The following is a 24,754-nucleotide window of genomic DNA, read 5'->3' on the forward strand; positions in this document are numbered from 1 at the left end:
TTATTCTCCTTAGTGATAACTGTCCGGACCTCGGAGGTTTTCGTGAACCAGCATTGATACGCCGGCTCCGTCCTGGGTGACCTCACTTTCACGACCGTGTTTCAATACGTTGGCTACGAAAGAGCGGTTAATGCACCCTTTCTCCAACGCCAGCGCGCAGGCCTTCTCCAGTCGCGTCGTCTCATAGCGCCGTTGCAGATTGAGTAGCCCCAGCACGGAGCGGTAAGCCTGCTCCGGATGGGCTTTGCTCTTTTGGATGGACTCGACCACTTTCAGTGTGCACACACCCACCGACAGCGCCCAACTGCACAGCCTTTCCGGCGTCCACTGACTCTGCCCCTTATGGTTAGCCGGCATGTGCGCCGCCTGAGTCGTGTGCCTATAGGCATTATCGCTGCGAGGGTGCGTAGCCACGCAGACGCCCTTATGGTGGATTTGCACCAGCCGTTGGGTGGCGATGACGTCAACGCGCTCGCCAACCAGCGGATGCGGCACCGAGTACCAGTTTTTGCCGTAGTCTATGTGGTAATCAGGTCCCACTCGGGCAACGAGATACTCACTGTATTCCCATTGTGTGGGCGGTAGAGGCCCAAGAGCCGGTTTGTCCAGCTGCTCGAAGCGTTCAAGGCGACTTTGTCCGCCGTAATGACGCATCGGGCGCAGATTCAACTCATGATTGAGTTCTCGTATCACCTGGTTGAGTTCGGCCAGCGAGTAGAACCTACGTTTACGCAACCGGGCCAAAACCCAGCGTTCTACCAGCTGCACAGTTGATTCTGCCTTCGCCTTGTCTTTCGGTTTTCTCGGGCGCGCCGGTAGCACCACTGTCTCATAGTGATTTGCCAGCGCCTGGTAGCTCTGGTTTATGACCGGCTCATAGCGGTCAGGGGTGCTGACAGCGCTGCGCAGATTATCAGGTATCATCAGCTCCGGAACCCCACCCATGAAGTGCAGGCAGCGGCTATTGGCGTTGAGCCACGATGCCATGTCCTGGCCTTCGCAGGCTTCGATATACGCATAGCCTGACACGCCCATGGCAGTGACGAAGATAGCGACCTGGCGTACGCTACCGGTCGCAGGGTTGACGATAGGTACGGTGGGGCCACAGAAGTCGATGAAGAGCTTTTCGCCAGCCTTGTGCTCCATGCGCATGGAACGCCGCTGCTTCTTTTTCCAGTCACGGAACAGTGCACAAAACTGTGAGTAACCGAGGGCATCACCGCCCACGGCGGACTGATATTCCATCCAGAGCAGCTGCTTGGTCATGCCCTTGCGGCTTAACTCGGTATCGATATCAAGCCAGCTGGGTAAAGTATTGATAACTTTTCCGGATTTGCCGGGATAGAGCAGGCGGTCGAGGTCGACGGGGGACAGTTCCGCCGGCAATGGCCAGACCAGGTTAGCTACCGTGAATCGGCCGAGGATATCGTGCACGGTAGTATAGCCTATGCCGAGCGCTGCTGCGATAGTGCGATTCGAGCGACGCTGCTCGAATTTCATACGTAAGATATTAATATAGATGCACATTTCCGTTCTCGCTTTCTTCTTTTTACGTGCCATGCCATGCCCCCGGAAGCTAAAAGTCTCCAGAGTATGGCGGAACAGAAGATGAGCGATCGGACAGAATCGGAATCGCTGATCGGGCGACCGGAATCAGTGATCGGATGAAATCAGAATTAGTGATCGGGTGAAATCGGAATCAGTGATCGGATGTGACCGGAACCAGCAACTGTCGCTGTAATAGCCCGGCACCGCCGGCACAAAGGCGGATTCGTCATTATTAATGCCGGCGTCGCTGAATACCTGATAAACCGGTTTGATGGCGTGGCTAGCCATCATTGTGGCGGTACCTACCTCGTAAACTTGCAGAATAGCCGGCGCATTGCCGGTGCGCCAGGCGGCGATGCCGGCAGCCAGCTCTTGCGGGTAAGCGCCCTTATAAACCGGCACGATGCGATAATCCGGGTGTGTCTGGTTGAAACGGGTGGCCAGGCTCTCCACCTCTTTTCCCAGTTCACCTTCCATGGCATGCCAGAACGGAATTTCCGTTACCGCCCAGGCGATTTGACTGACGACCAACATAAGCACGGCGCAAAGCGACGCAGTGCGGACAAAGGGGTTTACCATGCCGTTCTTCTGAAACCTGAAGTCATTAACGGCCTGTAACATGACATGCCAAGATGACAGAAAAATAACGTCGGCGTGACAGCGCCGTGACGGCCAGAGGATGGGGGGATTGATGATGGCGAGGGCGCCGGCGGCAGGATATCGTGCGGTAAACGGCGGTAAGTGCGCTATACTGTCGCCGACGATCTTCGCCTCTACATGCGAATCGGGATAATGGTAACGGCTGTAAGGAACCCATGAAACTGACGATTGAACGGCTGACGGTATTAAGCCCCCAGGATAAGCTTGATCTGGCAAAGATTTGGCCTGCCGTGGATGTCGACGCGCTACACCACCAGCTTACCGGCTCCAACGCGCTGTTCGTCGCGCGGTTCAACGATCGGCTGTTAGGGGCGGTGCGGGTCGAGATAGATGCCGCCTGGGGTGAGGGCCGGCTAGTGGGACTGCGCGTGCGGCCGGAAACCCGTCGGCGCGGCGTTGGCCTTTATCTATTGGATGAAACCCGTCGCCAGATGCCCGGTATCATCTATTGGTGGCTTAGCAATCAACAACCGCTGGAGGATGCCGCCCTAATGGGGAAATTCATGACCTCCTGCGGCTTTCACGAAGAGCCCGACGGCTGGCATCAGCGCTAACCGCCCGCCGCGGTCGATCGCCGGACACCGAACTGGCGGTCTATACCCCCTTCCATGACCGCAAATCCCCCGCCGCCGACCGCCAGCTGAGCCCGTTTTCCTAACCACCACACATCCGCGCCCGCCAAGCCGCCTTGGCACCGCCCAGCAGCAGGGCGCAGGGGTTGATGCCACATTGCCGCTTTACGCCCCCTGGCCTGGCGCCACGCAGAAAAAAAACAGCCGATGAAAATCCATCGGCTGTGAGCGTCGCGTATGGCTGTAGGCGATGCGCTCGTTACGCTACGCGTGCAGCGGGAAATCGCCGTACTGTCGTCAGGCCTCAATCGCCAGACGCATTTTCTTCATGGCATTTTTTTCAAGCTGGCGCACGCGCTCCGCGGAAACCCCGTACCGATCGGCCAGCTCCTGCAGCGTGCTTTTGTTGTCGTCATCCAGCCAGCGCGCGCGGATGATGTCCTGGCTGCGCTCATCGAGACCCTCCAGCGCCGCGCTCAGCTTGTCGGCGGCGTGATCGTCCCAGTTGTCCTCTTCAATGCCGTCGGCGAAATCGGACGATTTGTCCTGTAGGTAAAGCATGGGCGCCATCGGCTGCCCTTCGCGGGTGTCATCTTCCGGCGTGGGATCGAAGGTCATATCCTGCGCGGCCATGCGGGACTCCATTTCACGGACATCCTTGCTGGTCACGCCCAGCTCTTTAGCCACCATTTCCACTTCGTCCTGGTTAAACCAGCCCAGGCGCTGCTTGGTTTTACGCAGGTTAAAGAACAGCTTGCGCTGCGCCTTGGTGGTCGCCACTTTCACAATACGCCAGTTGCGCAGCACGTATTCGTGGATTTCCGCCTTGATCCAGTGGACCGCAAACGACACCAGCCGCACGCCCACTTCCGGGTTGAAACGGCGGACGGCTTTCATCAGGCCGATGTTGCCTTCCTGAATCAGGTCAGCCTGAGGCAGGCCGTAACCGGAATAGTTACGCGCAATATGAACAACAAAGCGCAGGTGAGACAGGATCAGCTGCTTGGCCGCCTCCAAATCGCCCTGGTAATGCAACCGTTCAGCCAGCGCCCGCTCTTCCTCCGCCGTCAGCATCGGATAGGCATTGGCGACCCTGACATAGGCTTCCAGACTGCCCTGGGAAACATAGGCTAAAACTTGCATATCTTTGATCATTCATGACCTCTCGCTAGAAACTTGGACGCCGTTCTACAGAAAGCCCGCACCAGGACGCGACTTCCCGTTATTGAACGGCCGATAATAAGACCACGATCCCGTCGGTGAGTTCAGCAACCGCGGCCTTTATCCCGATCTTATTATACCAAAAAAATGTTAGTCAGGTGTAAACCGGCGTAAATGTTGTACCGTCGCCAGCCAGGCCGCAAGCCAACCGATCATGGACGAAATCAGCAGCAAGAGGATGGCTTCATCCCAGCTCAAGCCGTGCAGCACGAACGTGGTGCCAAACACCGCCGCCACGTTCGCCACCACCGATTCGAGCTGCCAGACCAGTGTGCCTGACAAAATCAGCGACAGCACCGCGCCGCCCAGCCCCAGCAGCGACCCGCCGTTTAAAAAGGGCCTTAGGATAAACCCATCGGTGGCGCCGATCAATTTCATGACGTTGATGGTATCGCGCCGGCTGAAAATACTCAGACGGATGCTGTTGCCGATAACCAGGAAAACCGCGATGACCATCAGGATACCTATCATGGCGGAGACCTTGCCGACCAGGCCGGTCAACGCCGCCAGACGGGCGAACCAGCTGTCGTCCATGCGCACCTCGTCCACGCCTTGGGTGGCGGCGACACGGTCGCGCAGCGTCTTAAGCGTGTCGGCGCTCTGGAAATTGACCTTTGGCGTGATAATGGCCACCGCCGGCAGCGGATTTTCCTCCAGCATGTCCATCGCGCCGCCAAAGCCCGACCAGTTGCGGAACTCGCCCATCGCCTCTTCGCGCGAAAGGTAGTTGACCTTGGCGACGCCGCCCTCCAGCTTGAGGACGCCAATCACCTTCAAGGCGGCATCGTCATCCAGCACTTTATCCAGGTACACCGTCAGCTGTGGCGTGAGGTACCACTGCTCCGCCGCCTGGCTGACGTTTTTCCATACCAGATAACATAAACTGGGCAACGTCAATGAAATGGCAATCACCATCACGGTTAACAGCGTAGCCAGCGGCTGACGCCCCATATCCGCCAGCGTATTCAGCCAGACATAGCGCCACTGCTGCTTCCAACCACCGCGCAGCACCTTGGATTTCGCCGCTTTCGCCCCCCCCGCCGTCTGCAAGCGCGGCGCTTTTGCCGGCTTGTTCGCGCGCGTGGGCCGGTTGAATTTATTCGCCATGGACGCCCCCGGACATTCTTCCCTGATTGAGCGTAAAGATACGGTAATTCCGGCGCGCAATCAGCCCGGTATCGTGAGTCGTCATCAGCACCGTCACGCCGACGCGGTTAAATTCTTCAAACAGACGCAATATGCCCTCGGACAGCGCGTCGTCCAAGTTGCCCGTCGGCTCGTCCGCCAGCAACACCGCCGGCTTGTTGACCACAGCGCGGGCAATGCCGATGCGCTGCTGTTCGCCGCCCGATAATTGCACCGGGAAATTGCGCGCTTTATCCAGCAGGCCGACTTTATCCAGCGCCGCCGAGACCCGGCGGCGGATATTCTCAAGGCTGGCGCCGGCGATCACCAGCGGCATCGCCACATTGTCATAAACGGTCCGGTCCATGAGCAGATGATGATCTTGAAAGATCATCCCGATCTGACGGCGCAGAAACGGGATTTCGCTGTTTTTCAGCCGGCTGATATCGTGACCGCCAAATAAAATATGCCCCGCGCTCGGGCGCTCTATGCCGCATATCAGTTTCAGCAGGGTACTTTTCCCCGCCCCGGAATGGCCGGTCAGAAACGCCATCTCAGCCGGACGGAGGTGAAAATCCACCCCTTGCAGCGCCTGTCGTCCGCCAAGATAGGCTTTGCTGACTTGTTCAACGCGAATCATCCTTTTTTAATCCTCTCGGGCAAAAAGTGCCTCAATAAAATCGTCGGCTTTAAACGGCCGCAAATCCTCAATACCCTCCCCTACGCCAATATAGCGAATCGGGATACCGAAGCGGTCCGCCACGGCAAAAATGACCCCGCCTTTGGCGGTGCCGTCCAATTTGGTCAGCGCGATGCCGGTCAGTCCCACCGCGTCACTGAATAAGTTGGTTTGGCTGACAGCATTCTGCCCGGTGCTGGCATCGAGGGTCAGCATAACCTCATGGGGGGCCTCAACGTCCAGCTTTTTCATTACCCGAACGATTTTCTTCAGCTCGTCCATCAGGTACGCTTTATTCTGCAACCGCCCCGCGGTATCCGCTATCAGCACATCAATACCGCGCGCTTTGGCCGCCTGGATTGCGTCGAAGATAACCGACGTGGAGTCGGCGCCGGTCTGTTGCGCCACCACCGGGATACGGTTGCGCTCGCCCCAGACCTGAAGCTGCTCCACCGCCGCGGCGCGGAAGGTATCCCCCGCCGCCAGCATGACGCTTTTGCCTTCGGCCTGATATTGCCGGGCGAGTTTGCCAATGGTGGTGGTTTTCCCCACGCCGTTAACGCCGACCATCAGGATAACGAACGGCGTCTTGCCCGTCACCTCCAGCGGCCGCTCGACATTACCGAGGATGGCCGCCATATCCACGCGCAATTGGCTGTACAGCGCTTCGGCGTCCTTAAGATGGCGGCGTTCGGCATGGGCAGTCAAACCCTCGATTATTTTGCGCGTGGTATCGACGCCCACGTCGGCGACCAGCAATTGCTCTTCCAATTCCTCGAACAAATCATCATCGATTTTCTTGCCGCGGAACAATCCGATAAATCCGGATCCCAAGTTCTGTCGCGTCTTCACCAGACTGTTTTTCAGTCGGGCAAAGAATCCGGCGCGCTCGGGCGCCGGAGGCACGCCGTCTTCCGCCGGCCGCGGTACGGTATCCTCATAGGGGATGACATCTGCGGCCAATATTAGCGCCGCGCTGGCATCCTGACGGTTTTCCGGCGCCGCGGCATCGGCAATCACGATCGACGAGGCGACGGCGTCGTCTTCGGAGGGCGCGGCGGCAGAAGCAGCGGCCATCGGCGTTTTATCGCCGGCGTCGGCGTGGCTCCGCCGCGTCGCCACCTGTTCGGTAAGAGACACAATTTCAGCGGCGATGCGCTGTGCGTCACGCTCGCGGGCGGGGACATCCGGTGCCGAGGGCCGCTCAGCGGCGGGCGTTTGCGCCTTCGCCTCCGCTAACGCCTCTTCGTCGGCATCCGCCGCCTCCCCGCGCGCCGCGGTGGTAGCAACTGGCGAGTCGGTTTCGCCCCCGGCGCCGGTGGCGTCGGTCTCCCGTCCGGCTTCCGGCTCGCTGATCGCGTCATCGTCCTGACGGTTAAAGCCTAACCAGGAAAGGAAACCGCGTTTTTTCTCTTTTGCCATTTGCGACTACACTCCTCGCCCAAGATAGAGGGCGGATAAATAACCTGTCTGATAATACTCAGAGTTTACCACTTTACCCCGGCGGGCAACATGCGTCGCGGCAGGGTTTTGTCTTACGGGACAAATCAAATGCGAATTACCATTTCCCCCGCCTCTTTGCCCCGCTAGAATAGACCATCGTTGACATTCGTTGTGGTCTTTACGCGCTTTGACTCGTAACAAGATATCTATGGCAAATAACAATACCGCCCGCTCCGCCGGACAAATTCGTATCATCGGCGGGCGCTGGCGCGGTCGTAAGCTGCCGGTGCCCAACAGCCCGGGTCTGAGGCCGACCACCGATCGCGTGCGTGAGACGCTGTTCAACTGGCTGGCGCCCGTTATTCAGGAGGCGCGCTGCCTGGATTGTTTCGCCGGCAGCGGCGCGTTGGGTCTGGAGGCGCTTTCGCACGGTGCCGCCAGCGTCACGCTGCTGGAGCAGGATCGTGCGGTCAGCGCGCAGCTCACCAAGAATCTGCAGGTATTGCAGGCGCAGCAGGGTCAGGTCATCACCGCCGACAGCCTGCGCTGGCTCGCACAGCCGGGTGATGCGTTCAATGTGGTCTTTATCGATCCCCCCTTCCGGCAAGGCATGATAACCAACACCGTGGCCACTCTGGAGCGGCACCGGCGTCTGGCCGACGACGCCTGGATTTACATTGAAACCGAAACGGAAGGCCCCTCTCCCGAAGTGCCGCCCCACTGGCAGCTACATCGGGAAAAAATCGCCGGGCAAGTAGCGTACCGGCTCTACATCCGTCACGCTACGCCGGAGAAGCACTATTATACTGATTAATTTGGGCCGTCTGTTAATGCTGATGGTATGGGGATTTTTGTTGTTCAACCTGATTCAACCGTTCCCTAAACCACTGAAATATTTCCTTGATATTGGTCTTTTTTTCATGGTGGCAATGCATGCGCTGCAACTGACGCTACTGAAAGCCACGCTGACCAAAGATGAGGCCAAACCCAGCGCCGCTTTTCAGACGCGGGTGTTTCTTTTCGGCGTGTTTGAAATGGTCGCCTGGCAGAAAAAGCAGCGGGCACAGCGCCCCGCTGGCCGCGGTCGCTAACGCCTCAAGACTACGCCGAAACACCAACGCCCCGCGGACGGGGCAACGACGGTTTAACGGTATCTTGCCGAAGGATTACGGTTTTTTACCGGGCAAATAGGGAAACATCGTCACGTTATCGCCCAGATCGAAAATGCGGGCGCTGCCCCTTTCCGTCACGACGTCGATACGAATGACCGCCTGCAGCGGAATGTAACTGCGGCTAACGCCGCTGAACTCCGTCTTCAGTTTTTCTTCGGAGGGGTCGACCACCAGGCTGCCGTGGCTGCTGAACACAAAATCGCCGATTTCGATAAAGCCGAACAGGGGGCTTTGACTCAGCTCACGTACAAATAACTGATAATTTTTTCCATTATTAATAAACTGAATACGATAAATAGGCTGCTCGCTGCTCATAAGCCTGCTGTCTCCCGCAATGTGTACGCATGAATTGCGCAGGAAAAAAGTGGCGCTAACATAGCATGATGACCGACAACGCGCATCTGCCTCGACAAGGATGTCAAAGTCAGGACACGCCAGCGCCGTTGCGCGATGCTCCAGACGGCCGCCATCACGGGCCAGATCGCCGACATTTACTCACCACGCACCAAAAGGAACGCCAATGCTTTGGTCTTTTATGGCAGTAGTCTTCTCGGGATGGCTGTACGTGGACGCCTCTTACCGTGGACCGGTCTGGCAGCGCTGGCTGTTTCAGCCCATCACGCTGCTGCTGGCGCTCGCCTGGCAGGCGCCAGGCCTCACCGCCACCGGCTATTTGATCATCCTTGGCCTGCTGGCCACGCTGTCCGGCAGCGCGCTGCTAATGCTGTCGAGCGAACGGCTACTTTACGCCGTCGGCGCGTTTTTTCTCTGCCAAGTACTGTACACCATTGGTTTCGCCAGCCATATGACGCTGGCGATATTCTGGCCGTTGCCGCTGACGCTGCTGATCCTCGGCGCGGTGCTGATTATGTTGCTCTGGTCCCGGCTTGACGAGTTACGCTGGCCCGTGTGCACCTATATTGGCGTCACGCTTTTGATGGTATGGATCGCGGGCGAACAATATTTCCAGCTCGGCAACGATTACACCCTCTCACTGCTGACGGGAACCGCTTTGCTGCTGGTGGCGGCGAGCGTGTGGTTAATCAGTCATTGCCGCTTCCCGTTCGATGCCGCCCGCGCGTTTATCGCCGCGTGCTACTTCGCCGGCCATTTTCTGATTGTGCGCTCGCTGTATCTTTGACGCGTCCTGGTGCGCGGCCGTGGGCCGTCAGGCCGCCGTCAACCCCTTACGCAACAGGTAGCGGTAAGGCAGCTGTTCCGTGGCCTGCGCCAGCAGGGTATGCTCCATGAACCGGCAAAAGCCGGGAATATCGCGGGTGGTGGCCGGATCGTCGGCGATAATAAGCAAGGTCTGCCCGTCGGCCATATGGCGCACGGCTTTACGCACCATCATCATGGGTTCGGGGCATCGCAGGCCGCGAGCGTCCAGGGTTTGATCCACGGCGGCAAAAGCATCAGACATACATGAATTCCACATTAATCTTTAAAGCATCGGGCCGCCAGTTTACGCTGGTAAACGACAGCTGCAAGCGGCGCAGCGGTTAAACGATTCTCCCGTTGCATTGACGGTGCAAAACAGTATCATGTGCGCCGCGTGCTGAAAAAATGCGCTGGGCATTCTGGGTTCCCTCACCCCATTGTTTAGAAAGGTTACATCATGTTCAGATTTTCGCCACGGCAGCGGCTGCACGCCTTGATAGGGCTGGCGCTGTTTCATTTGTTGATTATTACATCAAGTAATTACCTGGTGCAGCTGCCGGTATCGATTTTTGGCTTCACCACGACCTGGGGCGCGTTTAGCTTTCCTTTCATCTTTCTCGCCACCGACTTGACGGTACGGATTTTTGGCGCCCCGCTGGCGCCGGCGCAGGGACAAGGTCATGAGCAGCCCCGCAAACACCAGCAGGGCGGCGGCGAGATAAATGGAAGCGGCCCCGGCGCGCGCCATCAGCATCCCCGCCAGCGGGCCGACTATACCCAACGCCAAATCCATAAAGGCGGTGAACGTCGCCAGCGCGCTGCCTTGGTTCTGCGCCGGAACCTGTTTCATGGCCACAATGCCCAGCGCCGGGGACACCAACGAGAAACCGGTTCCGGTTAGCAGCGCGCCGAGTTGAGCGGTGAACGGCGACGGCGCTAGCCAGACCAGCAACAGGCCGATAATCTCGACCGTATAGCACACTAACGAGACCAGCAAACCGCCGTAGCGGTTAATGCTGTTGGGAAACAGCAGCCGGGTGCCGACAAAAGCGGCGCTAAAGGGAATTTTCTTGCCAGCAAGGGTTTTAACCGTCGACCGCGGCAACGCGAAGCCGATAGCGACCCCCGCAATCAAGATAATGACCGCGGAGAGCAGCCCTAGCCCGCCCAGGTGATGCAGCCACACCCCAAGCGGCGCGCCAACGGCCAGGGCGCCATAGCTGGCGACGCCGTTCCACGAGATGACCCGGCCGATATGGCTGGGACCCCACCGCGCCCACGCCTCAAAGCGTCGCACCGGTGCCGACAAAACTTTGGCTGAGCCCAAGAATCACCCGCCCCGCACACGAAAGCGTCAGCGCCATTACCGGCAGGGACTCAGTCCACAGCGACAAAAGATAACACACGCCGCTCAGCAGGCAGCCGCCCAGCCCGAGCACAACAATGCGCTTAGGGCCGACCCGGTCGGCATAGCGCCCGGCGTAAGGCCGGCTAAGCAGCGTCGCCAGGTATTGCAAACTGACTACCAGCCCCGCCCAAAAGGCGCTATATCCCATATGATCATGCACATAACCCGGTAAAACGGCGAGAGGCAAGCCGATGGTGAGATAGTTAACGAAGTTGAACACCACCACAGAAAGAATACGCAGGGTAAGACGCCACCCGCGGGTAACCGGTTGGGGAGAAGATCCTGGTGAGGGCATCGAAAACTCGCGGCAAAGGACAAATTAACGGCGGAGACATACCCCACCCGACACATGGTTGACATGTATAACAAAAAGTGTGGCTTGGATCATGGTACATCTGACCAAATTGTTGCCGTTTTGACGCAGCTTTATCAGGCGTCAGCGGCTTTGACGCCGCTGACGCGCTGCTTGAGCGGCGCGCGCCGGCGCGGAAAAATGCCGATTTTGGCGGGCAAACGCGGCGTTGACGAACGCGCTAAGGGCAGGCTCGGATGTTACCGGGGAAAGGCGACATCCCCCACCGCTCACGCGCGGGCCGCTCAGCGGGCTAGATAGGCCTTGAGCACGGCGGCCGCCTGCAAAAGTGCGCTTTGTACGCCGGGAACCTGTGCGAGAGGATTGAGCAACCCATAGTCATGGATAAGCCCGCCGTAGGTCACAAGGGTCGTGGCAACGCCCGCCTCATTCAGTTTGCGCGCATAGGCCACCCCTCCATCGTGCAAGACGTCATACTCCGCCACCTGCACCAGTGCCGGCGGCAAACCGGCTAGCTGTTCCGGCAGCGCACGCAGCGGCGAGGCGGTGATTTCCTGGCGCTGGGCCGGATCGGTGGTGTAGTTGTCCCAGAACCATTCCATCATGCCTTTGGTCAGGAAATACCCTTCCGGGTAGCGCTGATACGAATCGGTGGCAAAATTCGCGTCCGTTACGGGCCACAGCAGGATTTGACAGGCGAGGGAAGGTGTACCGTGCTCTTTCGCCATCAGGCTGACAACGGTCGCCGACGCTGTTTCCCGCCACGGCCAGACGCGTGCCGTCGACATCAATAGCGTTACCGTGCTCAGCCACCCAGCGCGTCGCGGCGTAGGCCTGATTAATTGCGACCGGATAACGCGCCTCCGGCGAGGGGTATAATTGACAACCCCCCCACGGCGCCGCTGGCGACCACCAGATCGCGCACCAAACGCTTGTGGGTAAAATAATCGCCGAGTACCCAGCCGCCGCCGTGGAAAAAAACGAAAGCCGGTAGCGCGCCGGCGGTGTTGGCCGGACGAACGATATTCAGGCTCAACGGCTGACCGTCGACGGTGATAATCTGCTCCGATTCCTCAACGCCGCTCATATCAATGGCGACCGACTTTTGTGCGTCAGTGAGCACTTGACGGACTTGCGCCGGCGGCAGACTTTCCACCGGGGGGGGGGGCATCGGCAGCGTTCAAGGCTCGCAGAAAGGCTTCAACGTGACGATCGGTGCGGGCCTGTTCCGGTTTTATCGGGGATTGATTCATTATCGTCTCCTGGCAGAGGGATGTGTCTTTTAAAGCGTAGTACGGCGGCCCAAGATTGCCTGCCGTTACGCGTTTGACCTGGCGTTCGGCGCTTAACGTTGGGCGTACGAGATTCGGTAGACGCGCGCCGCGCGTAGCGTAAGAGCTTCGGGGCACGGCGTTATCGTTTGGCATTGGACGTACGGCTTTAAGCTTTTAGCCTTGGGCGTTGGGCGTTGGGCGTTAGGCGTTGGGCGTTGGGCGCGGCGCGGAACCTGTGCTTACACCAAGAGGCCCGGCGAAAGCCCTTTATAATGCACTGACGGTACCTTTAGCACGGGGGAACAGGCATGATTGAGATTTGGGGCAGAAAGACGTCCTCCAATGTGCAGGCATTGATGTGGTGCATAGGCGAGATCGGGTTACCGTTTGTCCGCTACGATATCTGCCATCGCTATGGCGGCAACGATACTGCGGCGTTTTTAGCCATGAACCCCAACGGCACCGTGCCCGTCATCCGTGACGATAAGGGCGCCCCCCTATGGGAAACCGGAGCGATTCTGCGATATCTGGCCGGCCGCTACGGCGCTTTGGATTTTTGGCCAGCGGAACATCAGGCCCGGGCGCAGGTGGATAAATGGGCCGAGTGGGCCAAAATCAACGTCGCGCTCAATTTCACCGCCCCCGTATTCTGGCGGGTGGTCAGAACCGCCGCCGGCGAGCGGGATGCGCAGGCTATTGGCCAGGCGCGACCCTGTACACGATTCTGTGTAAATGCCTTTTCTCAGAAGTGACCGTCCAGGCGGTCACCGAACTCGATAATAAAGCGGCTCATTGCCATGCGCCAGTCCCTCAAAGACATTGTCCATTTCTGTGAGGCCGCCTGTATCGCCAGCCACACCACCTTTTTCACTGCGTCGTCGGTCGGGAACACCTTGCGTTTTTTGATGGCATGCCGGATCACGCTGTTTAACGACTCGATGGCGTTGGTCGTGTAGATCACCTTGCGGATGTCCGTTGGGTAGGCAAAGAACGTGGCCAGATTGGCCCAGTTTGCCTGCCAGCTTCGACTTATTTGCGGGTAGCGGATGTCCCAGGCACTGGAGAACGCTTCCAGCGCCTGCAAGCCGGCTTCTTCCGTAGGGGCCTGATAGATAGCTTTCAGGTCGCGGGTGACGGCCTTGTAGTCCTTCCAGGAGACGAACCGCAGGCTGTTGCGCACCATATGTACGATACACAGCTGGAGCCGCGCCTCCGGATACACCGCGTTAATAGCGTCAGGGAAATCTTTCAGCCCGTCTACGCAGGCGATAAGGATATCGTTCAGGCCGCGGTTTTTCAGCTCTGTCAGCACGTTCAGCCAGAACTTTGCGCCTTCATTTTCGGCCAGCCACATACCTAGCAACTCTTTCTGGCCTTCGATGTTGATGCCCAACGCCAGGAACACAGATTTGTTGATGATGCGGCTGTCCTGCCGGACTTTTAGAACGATACAGTCAAGATAAACAATGGGATAGACTGCATCCAGAGGCCGGTTTTGCCATTCGACAACCTGCTCCATGACCGCATCGGTGACCTTTGAGACCAGCGCCGGCGAGACATCGGCGTCATACAGCTCTTTGAACGCGGCGGCGATCTCGCGGGTGGTCATCCCTTTGGCGTACAACGATAAAATCTGGTTATCCATCCCGGTAATCCGGGTCTGGTTCTTCTTCACCAGTTGCGGTTCAAAGGAACCGTCACGATCGCGCGGAGTACGCAGCGCCAGCGGGCCATCGCCAGTGGTAACGGTTTTTGTGGAATAGCCGTTGCGGGCGTTGGTCCCCGGTTTAGGCTGATTTTTATCGTAGCCGAGGTGATGGGTCATTTCGGCATTGAGAGCTGCTTCGACGCTGATTTTTTTCAGCAGCCGATCGAAGTGACTGAGATCTTCAGGGGTTTTGAGATTTTTGGCCAGTTCGTTAGCCAGAGCCTGCAACTGTTTTTCGTTCATAAATTAACCTGTTTTTGATGTTGGATTGAACATATCAAAATCAGGCAAATACACAAATTTCTAAACAGGCTCTCATCTAATAGAGAGGAGAAACATCATCTTGAGCTATAGCCAACATTATACGTCATAAATAAGTGCCCCGCACTAGCAGCCAGGTGGTACATCCCTGTACCTTTGGGTAGGAACCCTTCGGTGGGAAAGCGCTTATGCTAACCCACCCTTTATTATGACCTGAAACCGCTTACCAACGATATTTATTACGGGTTTCCCAATCTTTCACTTCGGTTTCGGCCGCGTCTTTGCCGTAGCCGTAGCGTTCCTGGATTTTACCGACTAATTGAGGCTTTGTTGAATAAATCGAACTTTTAGGTGACTGGCGGCTTTGATCACTACATTCGTTTCAACATCAGGTCCCCATGGCAAAGCAAAAGTTTAAAATTACCAACTGGCCCGCATACAACAATGCGCTCAGGCAGCGGGGGGACCTGACAGTATGGCTTGATGAGTCAGCCATTGCTGCATGGACTGAGAGTACACCACCTGAACATCGTGGTCGGCCGCTTCACTACACCGATATGGCCATTACCACGGTTCTGATGATAAAGCGCGTGTTTAACCTTTCGCTCCGGGCGTTACAGGGTTTCGTTGACTCAATTTTTAAACTGATGGGGCTGTCGCTGCGCTGCCCAGATTACTCTCTGGTCAGCCGGCGAGCAAAAACCGTCGACATCAGCATAAAAACGCCAACCCGCGGCGAAATCTCACACCTGGTCATCGATGGCACCGGCCTGAAAGTCTTCGGCGAAGGCGAATGGAAAGTCAGGCAGCATGGGGCTGAGAGGCGCAAAGTATGGCGCAAGCTTCATCTGGCAGTAGATAGTGTGACACATGAAATTATCTGTGCCGATTTATCGCTAAGCGGTACGACAGATGCGCAGGCGCTGCCCGGGCTGATTAACCAAACCCACCGGAAAATCAGGGAAGCGTCGGCTGACAGTGCTTACGATACGCGTTACTGTCATGATGCTCTGCTGAGGAAAAAAATAAAGCCGCTTATCCCACCGCGAAGTGGTGCGCAATATTGGCCAGCTCGATACTATGAGCGTAACCATGCGGTGGCAAATCAGCATCTGAGCGGCAATAACGATACCTGGAAAAAGAAAGTAGGTTATCACCGGCGTTCACTGGCTGAAACGGCCATGTTCCGGTTTAAAACACTTCTGGGTGGTCATCTGAGTCTGCATGACTATGACGCGCAGGTAGGTGAGGCATGGCAATGGTTAAAGCACTTAACCGGATCACACTGTTAGGAATGCCAAACAGCGTCCGCATCATGTAACAATCGCCCTGATAGGGAGGAAGGAGCCTGTTTAGAAATTTGTGTATTTGCCTGATTTTGATATGTTCAATCCAACATCAAAAACAGGTTAATTTATGGACGAAAAACAGTTGCAGGCTCTGGCTAACGAACTGGCCAAAAATCTCAAAACCCCTGAAGATCTCAGTCACTTCGATCGGCTGCTGAAAAAAATCAGCGTCGAAGCAGCTCTCAATGCCGAAATGACCCATCACCTCGGCTACGATAAAAATCAGCCTAAACCGGGGACCAACGCCCGCAACGGCTATTCCACAAAAACCGTTACCACTGGCGATGGCCCGCTGGCGCTGCGTACTCCGCGCGATCGTGACGGTTCCTTTGAACCGCAACTGGTGAAGAAGAACCAGACCCGGATTACCGGGATGGATAACCAGATTTTATCGTTGTACGCCAAAGGGATGACCACCCGCGAGATCGCCGCCGCGTTCAAAGAGCTGTATGACGCCGATGTCTCGCCGGTGCTGGTCTCAAAGGTCACCGATGCGGTCATGGAGCAGGTTGTTGAATGGCAAAACCGGCCTCTGGATGCAGTCTATCCCATTGTTTATCTTGACTGTATCGTTCTAAAAGTCCGGCAGGACAGCCGCATCATCAACAAATCTGTGTTCCTGGCGCTGGACATCAACATCGAAGGCCTGAAAGAGTTGCTAGGTATGTGGCTGGCCGAAAATGAAGGCGCAAAGTTCTGGCTGAACGTGCTGACAGAGCTGAAAAACCGCGGCCTGAACGATATCCTTATCGCCTGCGTAGACGGGCTGAAAGGTTTCCCTGACGCTATTAACGCGGTGTATTATCCGGAGGCGCGGCTCCAGCTGTGTATCGTACATATGGTGCGCAACAGCCTGCGGTTCGTCTCCTGGAAGGACTACAAGGCCGTCACCCGCGACCTGAAAGCTATCTATCAGGCCCCTACGGAAGAAGCCGGCTTGCAGGCGCTGGAAGCGTTCTCCAGTGCCTGGGACATCCGCTACCCGCAAATAAGTCGAAGCTGGCAGACAAACTGGGCCAATCTGGCCACGTTCTTTGCCTACCCAACGGACATCCGCAAGGTGATCTACACGACCAACGCCATCGAGTCGTTAAACAGCGTGATCCGGCATGCCATCAAAAAGCGCAAGGTGTTCCCGACCGACGACGCAGTGAAAAAGGTGGTGTGGCTGGCGATACAGGCGGCCTCACAGAAATGGACAATGCCTTTGAGGGACTGGCGCATGGCAATGAGCCGCTTTATTATCGAGTTCGGTGACCGCCTGGACGGTCACTTCTGAGAAAAGGCATTTACACAGAATCGTGTACAGGGTCGGAGGAAGTCGTCACAAATTTCGGATTTATTCAACAAAGCGACTAATTGATCTCGTTTCCCTTCTACCACGGTCAAATCATCATCGGTAAGTTTTCCCCATTGTTCTTTGATTTTACCCTTGAATTGTTTCCAATTGCCGCTGGCTTCGTCTTTATTCATGTGATGACTCCTTCTGTAAGGTAGTTTATCAATAACCTTCATTTCCTCGTCTGAATTCGCAAATCCAGCCATACGTGTAAAGAAGCGATGCGCTAAGCATTAACTAAATTATAGCAACGGATTTGGCAAAGGCCGGATTTACCAGACGATCCCATCGTAAAATGGCGTTGTGGGTGGAAATATCGAAATAACACCTGTTAAAACAGCAGGAAGTAAGACGTTGGAAAAACACTTAGTCTGTAAGTAAATGTGTCGGTGACTCGGGTTAACCGCGTGACTCCGTGCGGAGAAGAGCAAAATGCGGCGTTAGGCCGGCATTTCCGTACTCATCAGCGCCGAGCGAACGGCGACGAGATCCTTGATTGTGGTTAATCACGCCCGGGAGCACGCAGGCGGAAAACGATGTGGGCAAGCAGCATCGCGCCAAGATAACGCCCTGCGGCATAATGGAGAACGGGAGAGGGTTGAGCAGCAAGGCACTTATTGAGGCACTTATCTCCTTGCCGCGAGTGGTTTCGCCAGTAGACAGCAGCACCGGGAGCCTAAGGGCATAGACCGCATGGCAACCTGGACGCCATTTGCCCGGAAAACGGACGACCGCGCAGTGGGGCCAGCGTCGTGCGACCCCGCCGCGCTGCGATCATAGCCAGTTGTCGTTGCGTATCACGCCAACCGCAAGCCCCTCGATGGTCAATTCCTGCTGACGCAGATCCACCACGATGGGAGAAAATTCGCTGTTTTCCGATAATAATTCGACGATGTTGCCCTGGCGTTTCAGCCGTTTGACGATGACGTCATCGTCGATGCGCGCCACGATGACTTGACCATTGCGGGCTTCCTGCGTTTTATGGACCGCCAGCAGGTCACCGTCCATAATACCAATGTCTTTCATTGACATACCGCTAACACGCAGCAGAAAATCCGCGTGGGGCTTAAACAAGGCGGGATCCACCTGATAATGGCTTTTAATATGCTGTGTTGCCAACAGAGGCTCTCCGGCGGCCACGCGACCAATCAGCGGCAATCCGCTTTCCTCTTCTATCATCAGACGGATGCCGCGCGATGCGCCGGAGACAATTTCGATAGCGCCTTTGCGCGCCAGCGCTTTCAAATGCTCTTCCGCCGCATTGGGAGAACGGAACCCCAGACGCGACGCAATCTCGGCGCGCGTGGGCGGCATGCCGGTCTGCGTGATATGGTCGCGGATCAGGTCAAAAACCTCTTGTTGTCTGGTGGTTAGCGCTTTCATTCCGTCCCCTGTTTGTTTATGGGTCTTCCCCTGTTGTGGTGGCTCAATCGACAGTTCTGCATTTTTACTTTACTTATTCTTTTGGCTGGAACTTGGACTTCTGTATGGATGTCAACCGTATTTACGTTTAAAGGAATAACGTTCATGTCATGCTTAAAAAAATATGCATATACCCCATTTATCTTACTGCTTCATGGTGTTGCAGCATCGACCTCACCAAATATGATGTATGACACTGATAAGAAAGACTATTCACTGTCACCAGAGGTAACGCCAAAATTATCTTGGGAGAAAAGTGAATCTCAAGTTGATAAAACTCAATATTGTCTTACCCCTAGCGATCCGGGATGCAGCAATATGTGGCAAAAGGAAAAAGAAAAGGAGAATGACTAGCGAATACAACATCACCAGCAAAAAAAATTTTATAACTCACTTAAATGATTGCTCAAAAATTCATATTTAGTTTCCCATAGTGGAACATTACGCCCAGCTTGAAACGTTCTTTGTTCCTGAAGCCCCGTGACTTGATCCTGAGCAGCCGTATTTTGCTGTTCAGGGACTCCGCATTCCCATTTGATACCCGGTTTTTCATTGCATTCAGAATGCCGTAAAGGCGTTTTGCCACTATGCGGGCAATGCTGGCCATGAGCGGTATGCCGGTGTCTTTAGCCATCGCCATCCATTCCTGCCACAGCTTACGGCTATGATTGTCATAGCGGCGGTGCCACAGATCGCGAGCAAGCTCTTTCATTACCCAGCACTGGCTCGTTTGGGGTAACACCAGCCGGGCAACTTCTAACCTCTCTGCCCAGCACCCGAGGCGATTTTGTTTGCTGTAAAACCATAGATAGCGTGAGCGGTGGGCGTCTTTCCTGTCTGACGACGGGATCTGTTTCATCTCAGCCTGACGGGTTTTATCAACGACGGCACACAACATTTTTGCCACATGGAAGTGATCGAAAGCGATTTTATCGACGGCATTGGGGAGATGGATGCGGACTGCACTGATATAGGCCATGTTCATGTCCATAGACAGCGTTTTTATCTCATCAAGCTGGTGATCTCTCAGGCTGCGCAGATAACTGGCAAGGCTTTCTACACCGCGGTCGTCGGTCAGTTGCAAAGCGCGTCCCTGCCTGTCAGAAATAACGGTGACGTACTGGTGTCCTTTTTTGAACCCGACTTCATCCACGCAGAGGTGACGGGCGGATAAGAGTTGTTTTATCCGGGCCAAGCCTCGTTTGACTGCGCGCATCATGATGCCGTCAACGGCATTCCAACTGAGTTTGAGCTGCTTTCTGACAGCATCCACGGTGCTGACTTTCAGCCATGAAAGAACAAAGGCTTCGAACAACAAGGTGTAGCGGCTGCCTGACCCTGCCCAGGGAACAGGCAGTGTCTGGCAACCGTGCTCGGGGCAGTCAACGCGGGGGACATCAGCCTCAACCAGCGTGGTGAACTGACAGGTATCGAGGTGACGCCATTTACGACGCCGGTGATCATGTATGGAGCAGGATTTACCGCAGGTTGGGCAGGCCAGTTGTGTGTGCTCGGCAATGCCGACAATTACCGTCACTGATCCAGATTTTTCATTAAGAGAAAGGGATTGTACCTGCCACGGTGCGGACAGGTTAAGGATATGGGCATAGAGGGACTTTTCGTCCATGGCAGACTCCTCAAAAATCAAGACTGCCATCATAATGCCCTTAGCCACCACAACAGGGGAAGACCCTTGTTTATACAGTCTTTCTGAGAGTATATACAGGTCATTGCCAATTGAAAACCGAAAACGCGCGAAATAGGGTGCCATTCACGATAATATAAGTCCCTCGCCGTGTAGTCGCGGCAACCGGGCGTCCAAAGACATGGCGCGGACAGCGCTCATAACATTGCTCCGCCTCCCTTGGTTAGCCGCCGCCCCCCCGGGCCGGTTACCCACGATTACCATGGAACCCGAACCCGGCGGCCATTAATTTTGCACGCGATGCCGCAGCGATTGCCGCTGTGGCCTCAGACGCTGACACGCCACAGATCCGCCGCGCGGTTTCTGGTATTCTTGCATCGCATTGCTAACAAGAGGCTTCACAAAGACATGTCAGGTTGGCGTAGAATTTATTATACATTGTTGGATTTACAGCTAAAGTTGCTGGTAAGAAGTAAAGTTATTCCGGCCGATCCGCGCGCTGAAGCTGGCCTCGATCCCCGGCAGCCCATGATGTATGTGCTGCCCTATAATTCCAAAGCGGACCTGCTCACATTACGTACGCAATGCCTGAAACAGGGGTTGCCCGATCCGCTGACGCCGCTGCATATCGATGGCGTTACCCTGCCGCGCTATGTTTTTATTCATGACGGGCCGCGCATACTGTCGTGGTACGCCGAAAAACCGCAGTCGGTTTCGCTGTTTCATAATTATCTTGATTTGCACCGCTCGAATCCTGCGCTGGATGTGCAGTTGGTGCCGGTGTCGGTTATGTTCGGCCGTTCGCCCGGCAGAGAGTCGCAATCCAGTCAGCCGGCTCCGCAATTGCGACTGCTGAACGGTATCGAGAAGTTCTTCGCGGTGCTGTGGCTTGGACGCGACAGTTTCGTGCGGTTCTCGCGGCCGTTATCGCTGCGCTATATGGCGACAGAGCACGGCACCGACAAGTCTATCGCTCAGAAACTCGCCCGTGTCGCGCGTATTCATTTTGCCCGGCAGCGGCTGGTGGCGGCGGGGCCGCGGCTGCCGGTACGCCAGGATCTGTTCAATAAGCTGCTGGCTTCCAAAGCCATTGAAAAAACGGTGGAGGATGAGGCGCGCAGCAAGAAAATTTCCGTGGAAAAGGCCCAGCAAAACGCCATCGAACTCATGGAGGAAATCGCCGCCGATTTTTCTTATGAAGCGATCCGCCTTTCGGACCGGGTGCTGAGCTGGACCTGGAACCGGCTGTATCAAGGGCTACACGTGCGCAACGCCGAGCGGGTCCGTCAACTGGCGGAAGAGGGGCACGAAATTGTTTATGTGCCCTGCCACCGCAGCCATATGGATTATTTGTTGCTTTCCTATGTGCTTTACCATCAAGGGCTAGTGCCGCCGCATATCGCCGCCGGCATTAACCTTAATTTCTGGCCGGCGGGCCCGATTTTCCGCCGGCTGGGCGCGTTTTTTATTCGTCGCACCTTCAAAGGTAATAAGCTCTACTCCACCATTTTCCGCGAATACCTCGGCGAGTTATTCACCCGCGGCTATTCGGTGGAGTATTTCGTCGAAGGGGGACGCTCCCGCACCGGGCGGCTGCTGGAGCCGAAAACCGGGACGCTGACCATGACCATTCAGGCCATGCTGCGCGGTGGTAACCGCCCCATTGCCCTGGTGCCGATTTATGTTGGCTATGAACATGTGATGGAGGTGGCGACCTACGCTAAAGAATTGCGCGGCGCGGCCAAAGAGAAAGAGGGGCTTTGGCAAATGCTGCGTGGATTGCGCAAATTGCGCAATCTCGGCCAGGGTTATGTCAATTTTGGCGACCCGCTGCCCCTGGCCACCTGGCTGTCGCAGCAGGTGCCGCAGTGGCGTGATTCCATCGATCCCATCGAGGCCCAGCGCCCGAGCTGGCTGGCGCCGGCGGTGGATGACATTGCGGTTACCCTTATGGTGCGGATCAACAACGCCGCCGCGGCCAATGCTATTAATCTATGCTCCACCGTGCTGCTGGCCTCGCGCCAGCGCTCGCTCACCCGTCCGCAGTTGCTGTCGCAGTTAGCCTGTTATCTAGAGCTGCTGCGCAATGTTCCCTATGCGCCGGATATCACGGTACCCGATTTGACGCCGGAGGCGCTTTTGGCCCATGCGCTGGCGATGAACAAGTTTACCGTCGAGCATGACACTATCGGCGATATCGTCTGTTTGTCGCGCGATCAGGCCGTACTAATGACCTATTATCGCAATAACATCCAGCATCTGTTCATCCTGCCGTCGCTGGTGGCGAGTATTATTTGCGGCCGTCCGGGTATCGCGCGCCCGCAGCTGCACCAGCGGATCATGCTGTTATATCCGCTCCTGAAAGCGGAATTATTTATGCGCTACAGCAAACAACAGTTGCCGCAGGTTATCGACAGTCTCATTGCCGAACTGGCGCGCCAGGGACTGATGGAAACGCGGGAAATGCTGCTGTACCCGGCACAAACGCGTCTCCATGTACTGCAACTACTGGCCGCCAGCGTGAGCGAAACGCTCCAGCGCTACGCCATTACCTTTTTGTTATTGCGCGCCAATCCGCAGCTTAACCGAAGCACGCTGGAAAAAGAGAGCCGGATTATGGCGCAGCGGCTTTCGGTACTGCACGGCATCAACGCGCCGGAGTTTTTCGATAAAGCGGTGTTTTCGACCCTGGTGGCGACGCTGCGCGCCGAGGAATATATCAGCGATACCGGCGACGCCATCGATGAGAAAGTCAGCGAGATGTGCGACATCCTTAGTGAATTGATCACGCCGGACGTCCTCGGCACCATCGAAAGCGCCAGTCTACTGGCGAACGGGCCGGCTATCGCGGCGCTGCCGGCGGAATAAGCGCAAAACCGCCGGCAGGCGCGATGGCGTTGGTGCCGCGGCGACACCGCATTTAGCCTACCCATCGCGCCGATAACCGCCTACGCCGCAGTCTGCATTCCCCTCGCGGCGAAACGCGTTTAGATGAGGCAGCTTAACGCGGTAATAAACTCAGCAAAATGCCGATAAAAATCAGCATGCCAACAAGGTTATTATTCAGAAACGCCCGAAAGCAGGCCTGTCGCTCGCGGTTGGCGATAAGCTTTTGCTGCCAGAGAAACAATGCCGCGGCGCCCGCCAGGGCCAAATAGTAGAGCCCGCCGAGCCCGACCCGCCAGTCGATAACGCCGAGCAACCCCAGCGTCGCCAGTTGCAGCAACCCGATGATCAGTTTATCGAAGCGACCAAATAGGATGGCAGTGGATTTGACGCCGATACGCAGATCGTCGTCCCGGTCCACCATGGCATATTGGGTATCGTAAGCCACCGTCCAGGTGATATTCGCTAGAAACAGGAGCCAGCAATTTAGAGGTAAGGACTCACTCACAGCCGTAAACGCCATCGGAATCGACCAGCCGAACGCCGCGCCCAGCACCAGCTGCGGCAAATGCGTGTATCGCTTCATGAACGGATAAACCCACGCCAGCGCCAGCGCTACCGTTGACAGCGCGATGGTCATACTGTTCAACGTCAACACCAGCGCGAACGAAATCCCCACCAGCGCGCCAAACAGGAGTTTGGCCTCTTTTTCGCCGATTGCGCCGCTGGGCAAGGGGCGGGCGCGGGTACGTTTGACATGGCCGTCTATTTTACGGTCGGCATAATCGTTAATCACGCAGCCGGCGGCGCGCATAAAGAAGACACCCAGAACAAATACTGTCAACGTTCCCAAAGCGGGCACGGCCATGCCCGCCAGCCACAGGGCCCAAAGCGTCGGCCACAGCAACAGCAGCGAACCGATGGGCTTATCAATCCGCATCAATCGGCACCATGCCTGCCATTTATCCTGTGTCAGACTGTGATCCAACGGAATTCTCCTTTTCTATTCTGGCGCACCGCCGCCGCGAGCATACAGCGGGCAATCGGGTAGAAACTCCTCTGTCAGCAGCAGCGGTTGCCCGTCGGGAAGCAGGCGAGCACGCCGCGCCCATAGGTCGCCCACCCGGCCGAATTGCATAATATCGCGCGCCGGCGGCCGATGGCGAAAAAGCCATTGCCCGAGCGGCACATCGCCAAGGCTCAGCACGTGCTGCGCCGGCCCTGCCTTTGTCGCGGCGGGAACCAGAGTGCGCGCGGTCAGCCAGGGCTTGTCATAACCATAAAGCACCACTTCCCGCAGCCAGAACCGCCCGCAGTCCGGCAGTAACGCCGCCTCGCCCGGTTCGATGCAGGCGGGGACAAACCCTTCACGAAAGCGCCGTACGCGGATTTGCCCGCAGTAGCGTTCAAGACGGCGCGTCCAGCCACTGAATACCGTCAAGTAGCGCAACAATAGCCTGATCCGGCATAGGGTCCACGCTCGCTCCCGGGGGTAAAGATTTCATTGTAGCCCAGAACCGCCTTTCATTGACATGCCACACCTACAATTCACCGCGACGGACCGCGCC

19 protein-coding genes and 8 pseudogenes are annotated in these 24,754 nt (G+C 56.4%); 10 read left to right on the forward strand and 17 right to left on the reverse strand.

Going from position 1 to position 24,754, the window contains the following annotated elements; all coding sequences use genetic code 11:
- Positions 1 to 9: 9 nt before the first annotated feature.
- Together istA and SOPEG_RS19580 are read right to left on the reverse strand one after the other, a co-directional pair.
- Positions 10 to 1,560 carry an IS21-like element ISSoEn3 family transposase gene (gene istA / locus SOPEG_RS19575; protein WP_081743071.1) on the reverse strand — a complete coding sequence of 517 codons (1,551 nt, stop codon included), beginning with the start codon at positions 1,558 to 1,560 and terminating at the stop codon, positions 10 to 12.
- Positions 1,561 to 1,728: 168 nt separating this feature from the next.
- Positions 1,729 to 2,082: pseudogene (locus SOPEG_RS19580) on the reverse strand (sn-glycerol-3-phosphate ABC transporter substrate-binding protein UgpB); the annotation flags it as partial.
- Between the two features lie 281 nt (positions 2,083 to 2,363).
- Here SOPEG_RS19580 and panM point away from each other — a divergent pair.
- Positions 2,364 to 2,762: an aspartate 1-decarboxylase autocleavage activator PanM gene (gene panM / locus SOPEG_RS19585; protein ID WP_025246601.1), complete on the forward strand. Its 399-nt coding sequence runs from the start codon at positions 2,364 to 2,366 to the stop codon at positions 2,760 to 2,762.
- 315 nt (positions 2,763 to 3,077) lie between these two features.
- On the opposite strand, the gene rpoH is transcribed toward panM, so the two are convergent.
- The 4 genes from rpoH to ftsY form a co-directional block, all read right to left on the reverse strand.
- Positions 3,078 to 3,935 (reverse strand): RNA polymerase sigma factor RpoH, encoded by an 858-nt coding sequence (rpoH, locus tag SOPEG_RS19590; RefSeq protein WP_025246602.1) that lies wholly within the window; start codon positions 3,933 to 3,935, stop codon positions 3,078 to 3,080.
- Between the two features lie 156 nt (positions 3,936 to 4,091).
- Positions 4,092 to 5,108 (reverse strand): permease-like cell division protein FtsX, encoded by a 1,017-nt coding sequence (gene ftsX / locus SOPEG_RS19595; RefSeq protein ID WP_025246603.1) that lies wholly within the window; start codon positions 5,106 to 5,108, stop codon positions 4,092 to 4,094.
- Positions 5,098 to 5,766, reverse strand: coding sequence for a cell division ATP-binding protein FtsE (gene ftsE / locus SOPEG_RS19600; protein WP_025246604.1), 669 nt, complete (start codon positions 5,764 to 5,766; stop codon positions 5,098 to 5,100). The genes ftsX and ftsE overlap by 11 nt, the downstream gene beginning before the upstream one ends.
- Positions 5,767 to 5,772: 6 nt before the next feature.
- The gene (gene ftsY, locus SOPEG_RS19605; protein ID WP_025246605.1) at positions 5,773 to 7,227 is read right to left on the reverse strand and encodes a signal recognition particle-docking protein FtsY; all 1,455 of its coding nucleotides are present in this window, start codon (positions 7,225 to 7,227) and stop codon (positions 5,773 to 5,775) included.
- A 229-nt stretch (positions 7,228 to 7,456) separates the two neighbouring features.
- On the opposite strand from ftsY, the gene rsmD reads away from it, so the two are divergent.
- Together rsmD and SOPEG_RS19615 are read left to right on the forward strand one after the other, a co-directional pair.
- Entirely contained in the window at positions 7,457 to 8,062 is a 606-nt protein-coding gene (gene rsmD, locus SOPEG_RS19610; RefSeq protein ID WP_025246606.1) for a 16S rRNA (guanine(966)-N(2))-methyltransferase, read from the forward strand.
- On the forward strand, positions 8,052 to 8,339 hold the full coding sequence (locus SOPEG_RS19615) for a DUF1145 family protein (protein ID WP_025246607.1): 288 nt from the start codon (positions 8,052 to 8,054) through the stop codon (positions 8,337 to 8,339). Before rsmD ends, SOPEG_RS19615 begins: the two co-directional genes overlap by 11 nt.
- Positions 8,340 to 8,414: 75 nt before the next feature.
- On the opposite strand, the gene SOPEG_RS19620 is transcribed toward SOPEG_RS19615, so the two are convergent.
- Entirely contained in the window at positions 8,415 to 8,735 is a 321-nt protein-coding gene (locus SOPEG_RS19620) for a DUF1820 family protein (RefSeq protein ID WP_025246608.1), read from the reverse strand.
- 205 nt (positions 8,736 to 8,940) lie between these two features.
- Between SOPEG_RS19620 and SOPEG_RS19625 the strand changes: the two genes are divergently transcribed.
- Entirely contained in the window at positions 8,941 to 9,561 is a 621-nt protein-coding gene (locus SOPEG_RS19625) for a lysoplasmalogenase (RefSeq protein WP_025246609.1), read from the forward strand.
- 27 nt (positions 9,562 to 9,588) lie between these two features.
- On the opposite strand, the gene tusA is transcribed toward SOPEG_RS19625, so the two are convergent.
- Entirely contained in the window at positions 9,589 to 9,843 is a 255-nt protein-coding gene (gene tusA, locus SOPEG_RS19630; RefSeq protein ID WP_025246610.1) for a sulfurtransferase TusA, read from the reverse strand.
- Between the two features lie 195 nt (positions 9,844 to 10,038).
- Between tusA and SOPEG_RS25490 the strand changes: the two are divergent.
- Positions 10,039 to 10,242: pseudogene (locus SOPEG_RS25490) on the forward strand (queuosine precursor transporter); the annotation flags it as partial.
- Here SOPEG_RS25490 and SOPEG_RS26750 read toward each other — a convergent pair.
- Both SOPEG_RS26750 and SOPEG_RS31030 read right to left on the reverse strand, forming a co-directional pair.
- Positions 10,240 to 11,284, reverse strand: a pseudogene (locus tag SOPEG_RS26750) (MFS transporter); the annotation flags it as partial. The pseudogenes SOPEG_RS25490 and SOPEG_RS26750 overlap by 3 nt on opposite strands.
- Positions 11,285 to 11,586: 302 nt before the next feature.
- Positions 11,587 to 12,555: pseudogene (locus SOPEG_RS31030) on the reverse strand (alpha/beta hydrolase).
- Between the two features lie 329 nt (positions 12,556 to 12,884).
- Between SOPEG_RS31030 and SOPEG_RS19645 the strand changes: the two are divergent.
- Positions 12,885 to 13,283 (forward strand): annotated as a pseudogene (locus tag SOPEG_RS19645) (glutathione S-transferase); the annotation flags it as partial.
- A 35-nt stretch (positions 13,284 to 13,318) separates the two neighbouring features.
- Here SOPEG_RS19645 and SOPEG_RS19650 read toward each other — a convergent pair.
- Together SOPEG_RS19650 and SOPEG_RS30045 are read right to left on the reverse strand one after the other, a co-directional pair.
- On the reverse strand, positions 13,319 to 14,527 hold the full coding sequence (locus SOPEG_RS19650) for an IS256-like element ISSoEn2 family transposase (RefSeq protein WP_025246612.1): 1,209 nt from the start codon (positions 14,525 to 14,527) through the stop codon (positions 13,319 to 13,321).
- Between the two features lie 241 nt (positions 14,528 to 14,768).
- Positions 14,769 to 14,870: pseudogene (locus SOPEG_RS30045) on the reverse strand (CsbD family protein); the annotation flags it as partial.
- A gap of 73 nt (positions 14,871 to 14,943) precedes the next feature.
- Here SOPEG_RS30045 and SOPEG_RS19655 point away from each other — a divergent pair.
- Together SOPEG_RS19655 and SOPEG_RS19660 are read left to right on the forward strand one after the other, a co-directional pair.
- Positions 14,944 to 15,866, forward strand: a pseudogene (locus SOPEG_RS19655) (IS5 family transposase).
- 95 nt (positions 15,867 to 15,961) lie between these two features.
- Positions 15,962 to 17,173, forward strand: a complete 1,212-nt coding sequence (locus SOPEG_RS19660) for an IS256-like element ISSoEn2 family transposase (RefSeq protein ID WP_025246614.1) — start codon at positions 15,962 to 15,964, stop codon at positions 17,171 to 17,173.
- 59 nt (positions 17,174 to 17,232) lie between these two features.
- Here SOPEG_RS19660 and SOPEG_RS19665 read toward each other — a convergent pair.
- Positions 17,233 to 17,367 (reverse strand): annotated as a pseudogene (locus SOPEG_RS19665) (CsbD family protein); the annotation flags it as partial.
- 640 nt (positions 17,368 to 18,007) lie between these two features.
- Positions 18,008 to 18,616 (reverse strand): transcriptional repressor LexA, encoded by a 609-nt coding sequence (gene lexA, locus SOPEG_RS19670; RefSeq protein ID WP_025246616.1) that lies wholly within the window; start codon positions 18,614 to 18,616, stop codon positions 18,008 to 18,010.
- A gap of 18 nt (positions 18,617 to 18,634) precedes the next feature.
- On the opposite strand from lexA, the gene SOPEG_RS27985 reads away from it, so the two are divergent.
- Entirely contained in the window at positions 18,635 to 19,009 is a 375-nt protein-coding gene (locus SOPEG_RS27985; protein WP_148297146.1) for a hypothetical protein, read from the forward strand.
- 52 nt (positions 19,010 to 19,061) lie between these two features.
- Here SOPEG_RS27985 and SOPEG_RS19675 read toward each other — a convergent pair whose 3' ends face one another.
- Positions 19,062 to 20,282: an ISL3 family transposase gene (locus SOPEG_RS19675; RefSeq protein ID WP_025246617.1), complete on the reverse strand. Its 1,221-nt coding sequence runs from the start codon at positions 20,280 to 20,282 to the stop codon at positions 19,062 to 19,064.
- 426 nt (positions 20,283 to 20,708) lie between these two features.
- Here SOPEG_RS19675 and plsB point away from each other — a divergent pair, with 426 nt between their 5' ends.
- A complete protein-coding gene (gene plsB / locus SOPEG_RS19680; RefSeq protein WP_025246618.1) occupies positions 20,709 to 23,168 on the forward strand; it encodes a glycerol-3-phosphate 1-O-acyltransferase PlsB in 2,460 nt (819 codons plus the stop codon).
- Positions 23,169 to 23,301: 133 nt separating this feature from the next.
- On the opposite strand, the gene ubiA is transcribed toward plsB, so the two are convergent.
- Positions 23,302 to 24,174 (reverse strand): 4-hydroxybenzoate octaprenyltransferase, encoded by an 873-nt coding sequence (ubiA, locus tag SOPEG_RS19685; protein ID WP_025246619.1) that lies wholly within the window; start codon positions 24,172 to 24,174, stop codon positions 23,302 to 23,304.
- A gap of 15 nt (positions 24,175 to 24,189) precedes the next feature.
- Entirely contained in the window at positions 24,190 to 24,636 is a 447-nt protein-coding gene (locus SOPEG_RS19690; protein ID WP_025246620.1) for a chorismate lyase, read from the reverse strand.
- Positions 24,637 to 24,754 lie beyond the last annotated feature (118 nt).

Origin of the sequence: Candidatus Sodalis pierantonius str. SOPE (assembly GCF_000517405.1) — a bacterium.
GTDB lineage: Bacteria > Pseudomonadota > Gammaproteobacteria > Enterobacterales > Enterobacteriaceae > Sodalis_C > Sodalis_C pierantonii.

What these genes read in the sequence shown, in the direction of transcription:
- istA (WP_081743071.1), bottom strand. Translation starts at nt 1,560, where the DNA reads ATGGCACGTAAAAAGAAGAAAGCGAGAACGGAAATGTGCATCTATATT.
- panM (WP_025246601.1), top strand. Translation starts at nt 2,364, where the DNA reads ATGAAACTGACGATTGAACGGCTGACGGTATTAAGCCCCCAGGATAAG.
- rpoH (WP_025246602.1), bottom strand. Translation starts at nt 3,935, where the DNA reads ATGATCAAAGATATGCAAGTTTTAGCCTATGTTTCCCAGGGCAGTCTG.
- ftsX (WP_025246603.1), bottom strand. Translation starts at nt 5,108, where the DNA reads ATGGCGAATAAATTCAACCGGCCCACGCGCGCGAACAAGCCGGCAAAA.
- ftsE (WP_025246604.1), bottom strand. Translation starts at nt 5,766, where the DNA reads ATGATTCGCGTTGAACAAGTCAGCAAAGCCTATCTTGGCGGACGACAG.
- ftsY (WP_025246605.1), bottom strand. Translation starts at nt 7,227, where the DNA reads ATGGCAAAAGAGAAAAAACGCGGTTTCCTTTCCTGGTTAGGCTTTAAC.
- rsmD (WP_025246606.1), top strand. Translation starts at nt 7,457, where the DNA reads ATGGCAAATAACAATACCGCCCGCTCCGCCGGACAAATTCGTATCATC.
- SOPEG_RS19620 (WP_025246608.1), bottom strand. Translation starts at nt 8,735, where the DNA reads ATGAGCAGCGAGCAGCCTATTTATCGTATTCAGTTTATTAATAATGGA.
- SOPEG_RS19625 (WP_025246609.1), top strand. Translation starts at nt 8,941, where the DNA reads ATGCTTTGGTCTTTTATGGCAGTAGTCTTCTCGGGATGGCTGTACGTG.
- tusA (WP_025246610.1), bottom strand. Translation starts at nt 9,843, where the DNA reads ATGTCTGATGCTTTTGCCGCCGTGGATCAAACCCTGGACGCTCGCGGC.
- SOPEG_RS19650 (WP_025246612.1), bottom strand. Translation starts at nt 14,527, where the DNA reads ATGAACGAAAAACAGTTGCAGGCTCTGGCTAACGAACTGGCCAAAAAT.
- SOPEG_RS19660 (WP_025246614.1), top strand. Translation starts at nt 15,962, where the DNA reads ATGGACGAAAAACAGTTGCAGGCTCTGGCTAACGAACTGGCCAAAAAT.
- lexA (WP_025246616.1), bottom strand. Translation starts at nt 18,616, where the DNA reads ATGAAAGCGCTAACCACCAGACAACAAGAGGTTTTTGACCTGATCCGC.
- SOPEG_RS27985 (WP_148297146.1), top strand. Translation starts at nt 18,635, where the DNA reads ATGGGTCTTCCCCTGTTGTGGTGGCTCAATCGACAGTTCTGCATTTTT.
- SOPEG_RS19675 (WP_025246617.1), bottom strand. Translation starts at nt 20,282, where the DNA reads ATGGACGAAAAGTCCCTCTATGCCCATATCCTTAACCTGTCCGCACCG.
- plsB (WP_025246618.1), top strand. Translation starts at nt 20,709, where the DNA reads ATGTCAGGTTGGCGTAGAATTTATTATACATTGTTGGATTTACAGCTA.